A 12,899-nucleotide genomic window follows, 5' to 3' on the forward strand; every position below is an offset into this window, starting at 1 on the left:
TCCGCCGCCCCCCTGTTCCCCAGCGGCAACCAACGCTAAGGCACCGCCGCACGGCGACCCCCGACGAAAGACTCCCATGACCAGCATCCCGATCAAGCGCGCGCTCCTGTCCGTCTCCGACAAGACCGGGATCGTCGATCTCGGCAAGGCGCTGGCCGCAAACGGCGTAGAACTCGTCTCCACCGGCGGCACCGCCACCGCGCTCCGTGCCGCTGGCTTGGAAGTCCGCGACGTCAGCGAACTCACCGGCTTCCCCGAAATGATGGACGGCCGCGTCAAGACGCTCCACCCGATGGTCCACGGCGGCCTGCTCGCGGTGCGCGACGACGCCGGCCATGCCGCCTCGATGGCCGAGCACAAGATCGGCGCGATCGACCTGGTGATCGTCAACCTCTACCCGTTCGAAGCCACGGTCGCGAAGGGCGCCGACCGCGATACCGTGATCGAGAACATCGACATCGGCGGCCCCAGCATGGTGCGCTCGGCCGCCAAGAACCACGCCTATGTCGCGATCGTCACCGACCCCGCCGACTATGCGCTCGTCTCCGGCGGCACGACGACGCTCGAAGACCGCAAGAAACTCGCCGCAAAGGCGTTCGCCACCACCGCCGCCTATGATTCGGCGATCGCCACCTGGTTCGGCACGGTCGATCAGGCCGAGGAGTTCCCCGCCACCCTGCCGATCACGCTCAAGCGCGGCGACAGCTTGCGCTACGGCGAGAACCCGCACCAGTCCGCCGCCTTCTACACCGCAACCGGCTCGGTCCGCGGCATCGGCCAGGCCCGCCAGCTCCAAGGCAAGGCGCTCAGCTACAACAACCTCAACGACGCCGACGCCGCACTCGAACTGATCGCCGAATTCCGCGACGCCGCCCCCTCGGTCGTGATCGTCAAGCACGCCAACCCCTGCGGCGTCGCCACCGGCGCCTCGCTCGCCGAAGCGTACGCCACGGCGTTCGCCTGCGACACGGTCTCGGCGTTCGGCGGCATCATCGCCGTCAACCGCACGCTCGACGCCGAGACCGCGCGCCAGATAACCGGCATCTTCACCGAAGTCGTCGTCGCCCCCGATGCCGACGAGGACGCGATCGCGTTGTTCGCCGCCAAGAAGAACCTCCGCTTGCTGCTCACCGGCGACCTCCCCGATCCCGCCCGCGCGGGCTTGACGGCGAAGTCGATCGCTGGCGGCTGGCTCGTCCAGGGTCGCGACAACGGCACGCCCGGCGAGTTGAAGGTCGTCACCAAGCGCCAGCCGACGCCGCAGGAACTCCTCGACTGCCGCTTCGCCTGGACCGTCGCCAAGCACACCAAGTCCAACGCGATCGTCTACGCCAAGGACGGCAGCACCGCGGGCATCGGCGCCGGCCAGATGAACCGCCTCGAATCCGCGCGCATCGCCGCTTGGAAGGCAAAGGACGCGGCGGAGAAGGCCGGCTGGTCCACCCCGCGCACGATCGGCTCGGCGGTTGCGTCGGATGCGTTCTTCCCGTTCGCCGACGGGTTGCTGGCGGCGGTCGAGGCCGGTGCAACCGCAGTGATCCAGCCCGGCGGCTCGATCCGCGACGCCGACGTCATCGCCGCGGCGGACGAAGCCGGCCTGGCGATGGTCTTCACCGGCATGCGCCACTTCCGCCACTGAGTTCGAAGACCGCAACGCTTTAACCGTTCCCCCGCGAAAGCGGGGGCCCAGGACCACAAACGGCATCGTTCGTAACCCTGGGCTCCCGCTTTCGCGGGAGAACAGCAGGTAGGGTGGGTCTGCCTATTAATCAGGCACCAGCACCGCACTGCACAAGTTTTAACCCCAAAACCCCCGCTGCCCGCTCGCCGAGCACTCCTCACCCCTCCACAACCCAACTGGCACGCACATTGCGAGGCACCTCCCGTAACAAGGGGAAGGGGCGCGATGAAACTCGTCATTGCCATCATCAAGCCGTTCAAGCTCGACGAGGTGCGCGAAGCGCTCACCACGATCGGCGTGGCGGGCATGACGGTCACCGAGGTCAAGGGGTTCGGCCGTCAGAAGGGCCAGACCGAGATCTATCGGGGGGCCGAGTACAGCACCAACATGGTGCCGAAGATCAAGATCGAGGTGGTCTGCGCCGCCAGCCTGTCCGACCGCGTGGTCGAGGCGATCCAGGCATCGGCGAACACCGGCGCGATCGGCGACGGCAAGATCTTCGTGCTCGACGTCGGCCAGGCAGTGCGGATCCGCACCGGCGAAACCGACGATTCAGCGCTCTGAGGGGGGACGAGATGAAGCATGATTTGAAGACAGCCGCCTCGGCGGTTCTGGGATTCGGCGCGACGATGATCGCCGCCGCACCCGCCTGGGCACAGGCCGCAGCCGCACCGGTGGTCGCGCCCGTCGTCGCGACCGTGAACAAGGGCGACACCGCCTGGATGATGACCTCGACGATCCTCGTCCTGATGATGATCCTTCCCGGCCTCGCGCTGTTCTACGGCGGCCTCACGCGGTCGAAGAACATGTTGTCCACGATGACTCAGATCGGCGCCGTCGCGGCGCTTGCGATGCTCATCTGGGTGATGTGGGGCTACACGCTGGCGTTCGGTCCGGACGTGACCAACCCGCTGCTCAGCAACTTCATCGGCAGCTTCGATAAGGCATTTCTGAAGGGCGTCACGCCCGCCTCGCAGGCGGCGACCTTCACGGCCGGCGTCGAGATCCCCGAATATGTCTTCATCTGCTTCCAGATGACCTTCGCCGCGATCACGATCGCGCTGGTCCTGGGCTCTGTCGTCGAGCGCATGAAGTTCTCGGCGGTGATGGTGTTCGGCCTGGTCTGGCTGACCATCGTCTACTTCCCGATCGCACACATGGTGTGGGCATCGAGCGGGTATTTCTTCAAGGCAGGCGCACTCGATTTCGCCGGCGGCACAGTGGTCCACATCAACGCCGGCGTCTCGGCGCTGGTCGCGGCCCTGATCCTCGGCAAGCGTATCGGCTATCCGAAGGAGCCGATGGCACCGCACTCGCTGGTCATGACCGGCATCGGCACTGGCCTGCTCTGGGTCGGCTGGTTCGGCTTCAACGCAGGCTCCGCGCTCGAGGCGAACGGTTCGGCCGCACTCGCGATGCTCAACACCTTCGTCGCCACCGCGTCCGCCGCGCTGTTCTGGATGCTTGCCGAGAAGCTCTCGGGTCACAAGGGTTCCGCACTGGGCTTCTGCTCGGGCATCGTCGCCGGCCTCGTCGCCGTGACGCCGGCCGCGGGCAACTCCGGCCCGTTCGGCGCCATCGTCCTCGGCGCGATCGCCTCGCTCGTCTGCTTCATGGCAGTGTCGAAGCTCAAGCCGATGCTCGGCTATGACGACTCGCTCGACGCCTTCGGGATCCACGGCATCGGCGGCATGATCGGCGCGATCGGCACCGCGGTGGTCTACGCTCCGTCGCTCGGCGGGCCGGGTGCTGCGGACTATGCGATGGGCGCCAAGCTCTTCGTGCAGCTCCAGGCGGTGATCGTCACGATCATCTGGGCCACGATCGGCACCACGATCGCGATCTACGTCGCCAAGGCCGTCACCGGTCTGCGGGTTTCGCCGGAAGTCGAGCACGAGGGTCTCGACATCGGCGAACACGGCGAGCGCGCCTACAACTGATCGGTAGCGGGCCAGTCGAGCCCGCACCCACGACGTTCCTCCTGCGGACAACCTTAGCCCGGTGTGGAAACACACCGGGCCTTTTTTGTGTCGATCGAAGTGGTACTTCGATCGAGTTCAGAAGGGGGGGGCTAAACCACCTCGTACGGCACGGCACCGCGGCGGTCCGGATCGACCCGGATCTCGCTGGCGGCCGGCGGAAACGCGCGCTGGTCGCAGTCGGTGCGCAGGCAGATGCGGCACGACGTCCCGATCGGCGTGGCGATGCCACCGGTGCCCAGCGCATCGGCATAGATGAATTCCGACGCGTTCGCCTCTTCGCACCCCAGCGCCACCGCATAGCGCCGCGCCGGTCGCGTGTACGTCTCGGACGGCTTCACCAGTCCCTTCGCCATCGAGACGTAGCGGATGCCGTCGGTCGTTTCGATCAGCTGCGTCAGGATCCGGTCCGGGATCGCCACCGCCTCGTGGACGATCCACAACGGGCACGCGCCGCCGAACCGCGCGAACTGCAATCGCGTGGCGGAGTGACGTTTCGTGATGTTGCCAGCCATGTCGACGCGGCAGAAGAAGAACGGGATGCCGAGCGCCCCAGGCCGTTGCAACGTCGAGAGGCGGTGGCACGTCTGCTCGAAACTCGTCCCGAAGATCCGCCGCAACCGGTCGATGTCATGGCGGACACTCCGAGCCTCCGTCCGGAACCGGGTATAGGGCATGACGATCGCCCCTGCCGCATAGTTGGTCAGCCCCGCGGTCAGCAGCGCTCGCGCCGTCTCCGACGCCATTTCTGACGCCGCGACGATGCTCCCAATGACGTCGCCGAATTCATGCCGTGCGACTTGGTGCGCGAGCGAGAACAGGGTTGTCTCGCCCGGTTGCGATCCGTCGAGACGCAACGTTGCGCCGTCATAGTCGCGCAAAGGTACAGCGAGTGCGCCCGAAATCGCGACCGACACGCCTCTTGCCGCCAGCCGAGTCTCAAGCGCAGCGATCCGGTCCGCCCCCAGCGTCTCGCCGATCTCCTCCGCCCGCCGGTCGAGCGCATCGACATAATTGCCTGCTGCATGAAACCAGTCGCGCACATCCTCCCACGGCAGCAGCCCCGGCGCGCCCGATCCCGCCACGATCCGATCGTCGAGCGCCCGCAACTGCTCCTGCGCCCGCCGATACGCGTCGTGCATCGCGACGAGGCGTTGCGCCAACAACGGCTGGTGCTTCACTGCGCGCCGAACCGCATTCTCGTCGAGCGCGGGCGTCTCGACGCTCGTATCCGACACCGCCTCCAGCGTCGCGATCAGCAGCGCGGTATCGTCCGCCGCATCGATGCTCCCCCAATCCGCTGGAAACTCGCGCGCCAGCGTAATCAGCACGCCTTCCGTCACCGGGCGATCGCCATTCTCGATCTGCGAAAGGTAGCTCACCGACAGGCCGATCCGCACGGCCATCGCCGCCTGGCTGATTCCAAGAACGCCGCGCAGGTCGCGCAGGCGGTGTCCGACGAAGAGGCGACGCGCGGGCAAAGTCATATCCCCGCCTAGTTTGCAAACATGCCTCGGACAAGTTTGCAACATTGCATTTGCGCATCGCATCCCGCTCTGTGAAGGCAGTCAGCAGGACGGAGAGACGATGTCATCCACGATCGAAGAGCTTGAACGCCGCCGCGAAGCCGCCAGAGTCGGCGGGGGCCTCAAGCGGATCGCAGCGCAGCACGCCAAGGGTAAGCTCACCGCGAGGGAGCGCCTTGACGTGCTGCTGGACGAGGGATCGTTCGAGGAACTCGACATGTATGTCGAGCATAACTGCGTCGATTTCGGCATGCAGGACCAGGTGATCCCCGGCGACGGCGTGGTCACCGGCTCAGGCACGATCAACGGCCGCCTCGTCTTCGTCTTCAGCCAGGATTTCACCGTGTTCGGCGGGTCGCTCAGCGAACGCCATGCGCAGAAAATCTGCAAGGTGATGGACAGCGCGATGAAGGTCGGCGCACCGATCATCGGCCTCAACGACAGCGGCGGCGCACGCATCCAGGAGGGCGTCGCGAGCCTCGGCGGCTATGCAGAGGTGTTCCAGCGCAACGCGCTCGCGTCCGGCGTCGTGCCGCAGCTTTCGCTGATCATGGGCCCTTGCGCAGGCGGCGCGGTCTATTCCCCCGCGATGACCGATTTCATCTTCATGGTGAAGGATTCGAGCTACATGTTCGTCACCGGCCCCGACGTGGTCAAGACGGTGACCAACGAGGTCGTGACGCAGGAGGCGCTCGGCGGGGCGGTGACGCACACCACCAAGACGTCGGTCGCGGACAACGCGTTCGAAAACGACATCGAGGCCTTGTTGGCCGCGCGCGACTTCTTCGATTTCCTGCCAGCGTCCAATCGCGAAGGTGTGCCCGAGCGCCCGACCGCGGACGAATGGGACCGGATCGAGGAAAGCCTCGATACGCTGATCCCGGCGTCGGCGAACCAGCCCTACGACATGCACGAGCTGATCCGGAAGACCGTCGACGAAGGCGATTTCTTCGAAACGCAGCCGGCGCATGCAGCGAACATCATCACCGGTTTCGGTCGCATCGAGGGCCGCACGGTCGGCTTCGTCGCGAACCAGCCGATGGTGCTCGCGGGCGTGCTCGACATCAACAGCTCGAAGAAGGCGGCGCGGTTCGTGCGCTTCTGCGACGCGTTCGAGATCCCGATCGTTACCTTCGTCGACGTCCCCGGCTTCCTGCCCGGCACCGCCCAAGAGCATAACGGCATCATCAAGCACGGCGCGAAACTGCTGTTCGCCTATGCCGAGGCGACCGTGCCGAAGATCACCGTCATCACGCGCAAGGCCTATGGCGGCGCGTACGACGTGATGGCGTCGAAGCACCTGCGCGGCGACCTCAACTATGCATGGCCGACCGCCGAGATCGCGGTGATGGGCGCGAAGGGCGCGGTCGAGATCATTTTCCGCGGCAAGACGCCCGAAGAGATCGCCGAGCGTACCGCGGAATACGAGGCGCGGTTCGCGAACCCGTTCGTCGCCGCGTCGAAGGGCTTCATTGACGAGGTCATCCAACCGCACTCGACCCGCCGCCGCATCGCGCTCGGCCTACGGAAACTCCGCGGCAAGGCGCTGGAGAATCCGTGGAAGAAGCATGACAACATCCCGCTGTGACCCGGCGGCTTGTTGCGTGATGATAAGCACATTATCATGTCATGCGAAGGAGTCGTGACATGCAGACCGAACGCGTGACGTTTCTGACTACCCCCGATCATAAGGCGGCGCTCGATGCATTCGCGGCGAACAGCGGCATGTCCGTCGGCCGCGTCGTGCGTGAGGCGACAACGCGGTACATTGCCGCACCGGCGTCGCGCGACGAGGAAGCGGCATTGGCGTTTCTCGCACCGGAGATCGAGGCCGCTGTCGACGACATGAAGATGTCCATCCAGTCGATGCGGGAGAATATCGCGCGCACCTGCGCTGTGGTCGATGCGGTGTTGGCGGGCGAAAGACCGTGAGTGCGGGTGAGAAAGCATTCGGCGTTTTCAAGACGATCCTGACGCTGAAGGATCAGCTTGACGGCCTCGATCGAGACGTCGCTCAGCTTGGCGGGCGGCTCGCGGGTCTTGCCGGCGCGCATGGTGATCTCCGCGATCGGGTGTCTCGCTTGGAAGGGGTGATCGAAGGCGCCGCAATGGCGGCGGCCCAGCAGCGGAGGATCGAGGGATGATCGCGTTTCTTCTGCTTCAAGCCGCAGCCGTGGCGGCACCTGCACCAACCTGGAAGCTCGCAGATCGCACCAATCCGGCAGGCGTGCGCAGCATTTCCGCGTCGGTCACAGGCAATGACGGTCTGTCGCGCTTCGTCGTAAAGTGCGACGTGGCGTCCGAGCCGATCGTGTCGATCCAGTTCATCCAGCCGCAGCCGCTCGGGCAGGGGCCGGACAAGCTTGTCGCGGTGCGCTTCGACGGCGGGCCTGCGTTCAATTACAGCTGGCAGTTTCCGGGCACCGGCACCTACGTCACCGATCCAGAGGCGATCACCAGGCTGACCACGTTTCTGGTAAAATCGAAGACGGTACGGGTCGAGACCACCAACGGCGCGAGCTTTGCAGTGCAGGCGAATTTCGTCGCGCCGACCGGTGATGCGATGATCCGGCAGGTGCTCGGCGTGTGCGGTTATACGCTGGGTGTCGTTCCCACCCCGCCGCCACCACCGAAGGATGCGCAATGACATTGGGCCGGCTCAACCATGTCGGTGTCGCGACGCCGTCGATCGCGAAGTCGGTCGAGACGTATCGCCTGCTGCTCGGTGCGACCGCGATCGGCGAGCCGTTCGATCTGCCTGCGCAGGGCGTGAAAGTGTGCTTCATCGATGCCCCGAACACGCAGATCGAGCTGATCGAGCCGTATGACGAAAGTTCTCCGATCGCAGGCTTTCTGCGCAAGAACCCGGCAGGCGGGCAGCATCATGTCTGTTTCGAAGTCGCCGACATCTCCGCGGCTGTCGCCGACCTGAAGGCGAAGGGCGCTACCGTGCTGGGCGAGCCGCGGATCGGCGCGCATGGCACGCCGATCGTGTTCGTGCACCCCAAGGATTTCGGCGGCATGCTGGTCGAGTTGATGGAGACGCCGGGCGATACCGGCGCGCACTAGGAGAGATCTGATGGCCGCGTACGAGCATATCCTGAGCGAACAGCGCGGCGACGTGCTGGTGCTGACGCTCAACCGGCCCGACCGGCTGAACGCCGCACCACCGGCGATGTTCGAGGAATTGGCTGCGGCACTCGGTAACCTGGCGGGCGCGCGGGCGGTGCTGATCGCAGGTGCTGGCCGAGCGTTCTGTTCGGGTGCGGACGTCGGCGGCGGCGCGCTCGGCTCGGACAATCCGGGCGAGGCGACGTTCGCGGCGCTAACGAACAGCTACAATCCGACGATGACGGTGCTCACCGAGCTGTCGGTGCCGGTGGTGAGCGCAGTGCGTGGTCCTGCGGCAGGGATCGGCTGCAGTCTCGCGCTCGCCGCTGACTTCTGTGTCGCGAGCGAGAGTGCGTATTTCCTCCAGGCGTTCGTGAACATCGGGCTGGTGCCGGACGGTGGCGCGTCGTGGATGCTGCCGCGACTGATCGGCAGGGCGCGGGCGACCGAGATGATGATGCTCGGCGAGCGGGTGCCGGCTGCGAAGGCGCTCGACTGGGGGATGGTACATAAGGTCGTCGCGGACGATGCACTGGATGCCGAGGCGTTCGCGCTGGCCGAGCGGCTGGCGGCGATGCCAACGGTCGCGCTCGGGTTGATGCGGCGGGCGATCACCGCCGCGTACGAGACGGATTACGCGACCGCAATGCAGGCCGAGGCGGCGAACCAGCGTGACGCGCGGGGGTCGGCGGATTCGATGGAGGGCGGCTGCGCGTTCCTCGAAAAGCGCAAGCCGGTGTTCACGGGCAAGTGACCTCCGCGTCCAACACCACCCCGGCGAAGGCCGGGGGCCAGTTGGGCAACGGTCGATTGGCTGGTGCTGCGCTGCGTTATTTCGACCTTTCCAACTGGGCCCCGGCCTTCGCCGGGGTGAAGTTCTTCGCATGACCGACAAGCCCGAATCCGCCCCCACGCTCGCCGACTGGCAGGCCGCCGCTACCAAGGAAGTAAAGGGCGCCGACCTCACCTGGCCGACCCCCGAGGGCATCGACGTCAAACCGCTCTACACCGCGGAAGACGTCTCCACCGACCCCGGCCTCCCCGGTTTCGCCCCCTTCACCCGCGGCGTTCGCGCGTCGATGTACGCCGGTCGCCCCTGGACGATCCGCCAATACGCCGGCTTCTCCACCGCCGAAGCCTCGAACGCGTTCTACCGCCGCAACCTCGCCGCCGGCCAGAAAGGCCTGTCGGTAGCGTTCGATCTCGCCACGCACCGCGGCTATGATTCCGACCACCCCCGCGTCACCGGCGACGTCGGCAAGGCAGGCGTTGCGATCGATTCGGTCGAGGACATGAAGATCCTCTTCGACGGCATCCCGCTCGACAAGATGTCGGTCAGCATGACGATGAACGGCGCGGTGATTCCGATCCTCGCCTTCTTCATCGTCGCCGGCGAAGAGCAGGGCGTCGACCGCAAACTGCTCGACGGAACCATCCAGAACGACATCCTCAAGGAGTTCATGGTCCGCAACACCTACATCTACCCGCCCGAGCCGAGCATGCGGATCATCTCGGACATCTTCGGCTACACCAGCCGTGAGATGCCCAAGTTCAACAGCATCTCGATCAGCGGCTATCACATGCAGGAGGCAGGAGCGACGCAGCTCCACGAGCTCGCCTTCACGATCGCCGATGGCATGGAATATGTGAAATACGGCGTCGCGAGCGGGCTCGACATCGACAAGTTCGCCGGGCGCCTGTCGTTCTTCTTCGCGATCGGCATGAACTTCTTCATGGAGATCGCCAAGCTCCGCGCCGCGCGCGTCCTCTGGCACCGCGCGATGACGCAACTCGGTGCGCAGGACGAGCGTTCGAAGATGTTGCGCACGCATTGCCAGACGTCGGGCGTCTCGCTCACCGAGCAGGACCCGTACAACAACGTCATGCGCACCACAATCGAGGCGATGGCGGCGATGCTGGGGGGCACGCAGTCGCTCCACACCAACGCGCTCGACGAGGCGATCGCGTTGCCGACCGACTTCTCTGCGCGGATCGCGCGCAACACGCAGATCGTGATCCAGGAAGAGACGGGGATGACCAAAGTCGTCGATCCGCTCGGCGGCAGCTACTATATCGAGAGCCTGACACAGAGCCTCGTCGACGGCGCGTGGGCGCTGATCGAGCGAATCCAGTCCGAAGGCGGCATGGCGAAGGCGGTCGCGGCAGGCTGGCCCAAGGCGATGATCGAGGAAGCGGCGGCTGGACGGCAGGCCCGCGTCGATCGCGGTGAGGACGTCATTGTCGGCGTCAACAAGTACAAGCTCGCCGAACAGGACGCGATCGAGATCCTCGACGTGGACAATGTGGCCGTGCGCGCGGGTCAGATCGAACGGATCAATCGGGTGAAGGCGACGCGCGACGAAGCCGCATGCCAAGCCGCTCTAGATGCCCTCCGCGAAGGTGCGCGCATTCCTCCCCGGAACGGGGAGGGGGACCAGCCAACGGCTGGTGGAGGGGGCGTCCCACAAACGGACCCTGTCGTGGAAGCCCCCCTCCGTCAGCCTGAGGCCGACACCTCCCCGGACCGGGGAGGATTTGAGAACAACCTCCTCGCGCTCGCCGTCGACTGCGCCCGAGCCCGGGCCACACTCGGCGAAATCTCGTCGGCGATGGAGGACGTGTTCGGCCGCTACGGCACGCAGCCCACCCCCGTCTCCGGCATCTACGGCGGCGCCTACGAGGACGACGCGCGCTGGACCCGTCTCACCGACGGCGTCGAAGCCACCGAACGCCGGATGGGCCGCAAGCCGCGCATGCTCGTCGCCAAGATGGGCCAGGACGGCCACGATCGCGGCGCCAACCTCGTCTCGTCGATGTTCGGCGACCTCGGATTCGAGATCGTCCCCGGCCCGCTGTTCCAGACCCCGTCCGAAGCCGCCGCGCTCGCGCTGGAAAAGGACGTCGACATCGTCGGTGCCTCGAGTCTCGCGGCGGGCCACAAGACGCTGATCCCCGAGCTGATCGGCTATCTGCGCGAGGCGGGCCGCGCGGATATCAAGGTGATCGCGGGTGGCGTTATCCCCGCACAGGACTATCAGGCGCTGCGCGATGCCGGGGTCCAGGCGATCTTCGGACCCGGCACCAACCTGATCCAGGCCGCCGAGGACGTGTTGAAACTCCTCGGCCACAACATGGCCCCGCAAGAGGAAGCCGCCGAATGACCGATACCCTCCTCCGTACTCTCGCACATGCAGTGGCTCCGAGCCTGGTGCGCGATGCTCCCGTTTCCCGCACCGACTGGACCCGCCCGGAAATCGCCGCGCTGTTCGACCTCCCGTTCGACGAACTCATGTTCCGCGCGCAGACCGTCCACCGCGCGCATCACGCGATCGGCGAAGTCCAGCTCTGCACGCTGTTGTCGATCAAGACCGGCGGTTGCCCCGAGGATTGCGGCTATTGCTCGCAGTCCGCCTCGTCCGATTCCGGCCTGAAGGCGGAAAAGCTGATGGACGTCGACGCCGTCCTTGCCGACGCCGCACAGGCCAAGGCCGCCGGCTCGCAGCGTTTCTGCATGGGCGCCGCCTGGCGCAACCCGAAGCCGCGCGACATGCCGAAGGTCGTCGCGATGGTCGAGGGCGTCCGCGCGATGGGGCTCGAGACGTGCATGACGCTCGGCATGCTCGACGCGGATCAGGCCAAGCAGCTCGCCGACGCCGGCCTCGATTACTACAACCACAACATCGATACTTCGCCGGAGAATTACGGCAACGTCATCACCACGCGCACCTTCGGCGATCGGCTGGAGACGCTGGCGAACGTCCGTGACGCAGGGATCTCGGTCTGCTGCGGCGGAATCGTCGGGATGGGCGAGACGCGCAGCGACCGCGTCGGCTTCGTCCACGCGCTGGCGACCTTGCCGCGCCACCCCGAGAGCGTCCCCGTCAACGCGCTGGTCCCGGTCAAGGGCACGCCGCTCGGCGACATGCTCGCCGGCACGCCGATGGCGCAGATCGACGACATCGAGTTCGTCCGGACGGTCGCCGTCGCACGGATCACGATGCCGCTGAGCATGGTGCGCCTGTCGGCCGGGCGCGAGAGCATGTCCGAGGCGACCCAGGCGCTGTGCTTCATGGCGGGCGCGAACTCGATCTTCACCGGCGACAAGCTGCTGACCGCCGGCAACGCCGGCGACAGCGCCGACGCGACGCTGCTGGCGAAGCTCGGGATGAAGCCGATGGTCGGCGCGGAGCCGATGCGGGAGGCCAAGACATGCTGCTGATCGCATTCCTGATGACCGCGGCTGCTCCGATGCAGTCGCAGGCGACGATGAACGCGTCCGCCGGTACGAGCTATGCTCGGGCGGATGCGGCAATGACTGCGCAGTGGAAGCGGACCTACGCCTATATGAAGGGGCGCGACGCGCAGGATGGGTCGCGTGGCGGCGGGTTCGGCTATGCGGCCGCGCTGCTGGAAAGCCAGCGCGCGTGGCTCAAGTTCCGCGATACGCAGTGCGTGATCGAAGGCGGGCAATATGCCGGCGGTTCGGCGCAGGGCATGACGATTGCCGGATGTCGGACCGACCTGACGCAGGCCCGCACGAAGCAGCTCAAGACGATGATGTGGTACCAATAACCAGTCCGCACCCGGACCGCGTCCGGCAAG

At 66.1% G+C, this 12,899-nt stretch carries 13 protein-coding genes; 12 read left to right on the forward strand and 1 reads right to left on the reverse strand.

Annotation, left to right across the window (positions count from 1 at the left end):
- The first annotated feature begins 76 nt into the window (after positions 1-76).
- The 3 genes from purH to C8J42_RS12150 all read left to right on the forward strand — a co-directional run bounded on the left by purH (position 77) and on the right by C8J42_RS12150 (position 3,621).
- Positions 77-1,639, forward strand: coding sequence for a bifunctional phosphoribosylaminoimidazolecarboxamide formyltransferase/IMP cyclohydrolase (gene purH / locus C8J42_RS12140; RefSeq protein WP_133020232.1), 1,563 nt, complete (start codon positions 77-79; stop codon positions 1,637-1,639).
- Positions 1,640-1,906: 267 nt separating this feature from the next.
- On the forward strand, positions 1,907-2,245 hold the full coding sequence (locus tag C8J42_RS12145; RefSeq protein ID WP_056053652.1) for a P-II family nitrogen regulator: 339 nt from the start codon (positions 1,907-1,909) through the stop codon (positions 2,243-2,245).
- Between the two features lie 11 nt (positions 2,246-2,256).
- Complete coding sequence (locus C8J42_RS12150; protein ID WP_133020233.1) at positions 2,257-3,621, forward strand: ammonium transporter; 1,365 nt, start codon at positions 2,257-2,259, stop codon at positions 3,619-3,621.
- Positions 3,622-3,752: 131 nt separating this feature from the next.
- On the opposite strand, the gene C8J42_RS12155 is transcribed toward C8J42_RS12150, so the two are convergent.
- Positions 3,753-5,147 (reverse strand): helix-turn-helix transcriptional regulator, encoded by a 1,395-nt coding sequence (locus C8J42_RS12155; protein ID WP_133020234.1) that lies wholly within the window; start codon positions 5,145-5,147, stop codon positions 3,753-3,755.
- A 100-nt stretch (positions 5,148-5,247) separates the two neighbouring features.
- Between C8J42_RS12155 and C8J42_RS12160 the strand changes: the two genes are divergently transcribed.
- The 9 genes from C8J42_RS12160 (at position 5,248) to C8J42_RS12200 (ending at position 12,869) form a co-directional block, all read left to right on the forward strand.
- Positions 5,248-6,774: an acyl-CoA carboxylase subunit beta gene (locus C8J42_RS12160; RefSeq protein ID WP_133020235.1), complete on the forward strand. Its 1,527-nt coding sequence runs from the start codon at positions 5,248-5,250 to the stop codon at positions 6,772-6,774.
- A 59-nt stretch (positions 6,775-6,833) separates the two neighbouring features.
- Entirely contained in the window at positions 6,834-7,118 is a 285-nt protein-coding gene (locus C8J42_RS12165; RefSeq protein WP_133020236.1) for a hypothetical protein, read from the forward strand.
- Positions 7,115-7,330, forward strand: coding sequence for a hypothetical protein (locus C8J42_RS12170; RefSeq protein WP_133020237.1), 216 nt, complete (start codon positions 7,115-7,117; stop codon positions 7,328-7,330). Before C8J42_RS12165 ends, C8J42_RS12170 begins: the two co-directional genes overlap by 4 nt.
- On the forward strand, positions 7,327-7,833 hold the full coding sequence (locus tag C8J42_RS12175; protein WP_133020238.1) for a hypothetical protein: 507 nt from the start codon (positions 7,327-7,329) through the stop codon (positions 7,831-7,833). Before C8J42_RS12170 ends, C8J42_RS12175 begins: the two co-directional genes overlap by 4 nt.
- Entirely contained in the window at positions 7,830-8,255 is a 426-nt protein-coding gene (gene mce / locus C8J42_RS12180; RefSeq protein ID WP_133020239.1) for a methylmalonyl-CoA epimerase, read from the forward strand. The genes C8J42_RS12175 and mce overlap by 4 nt, the downstream gene beginning before the upstream one ends.
- Positions 8,256-8,265: 10 nt before the next feature.
- Positions 8,266-9,051, forward strand: a complete 786-nt coding sequence (locus C8J42_RS12185) for an enoyl-CoA hydratase-related protein (RefSeq protein WP_133020240.1) — start codon at positions 8,266-8,268, stop codon at positions 9,049-9,051.
- 130 nt (positions 9,052-9,181) lie between these two features.
- Entirely contained in the window at positions 9,182-11,458 is a 2,277-nt protein-coding gene (gene scpA / locus C8J42_RS12190) for a methylmalonyl-CoA mutase (protein ID WP_133020241.1), read from the forward strand.
- Positions 11,455-12,516: a biotin synthase BioB gene (bioB, locus tag C8J42_RS12195; RefSeq protein WP_133020242.1), complete on the forward strand. Its 1,062-nt coding sequence runs from the start codon at positions 11,455-11,457 to the stop codon at positions 12,514-12,516. The genes scpA and bioB overlap by 4 nt, the downstream gene beginning before the upstream one ends.
- Positions 12,507-12,869, forward strand: coding sequence for a lysozyme inhibitor LprI family protein (locus tag C8J42_RS12200; protein WP_133020243.1), 363 nt, complete (start codon positions 12,507-12,509; stop codon positions 12,867-12,869). The genes bioB and C8J42_RS12200 overlap by 10 nt, the downstream gene beginning before the upstream one ends.
- Positions 12,870-12,899 lie beyond the last annotated feature (30 nt).

This window comes from Sphingomonas sp. PP-CE-1A-559, from assembly GCF_004340965.1.
Lineage (GTDB): Bacteria > Pseudomonadota > Alphaproteobacteria > Sphingomonadales > Sphingomonadaceae > Sphingomonas.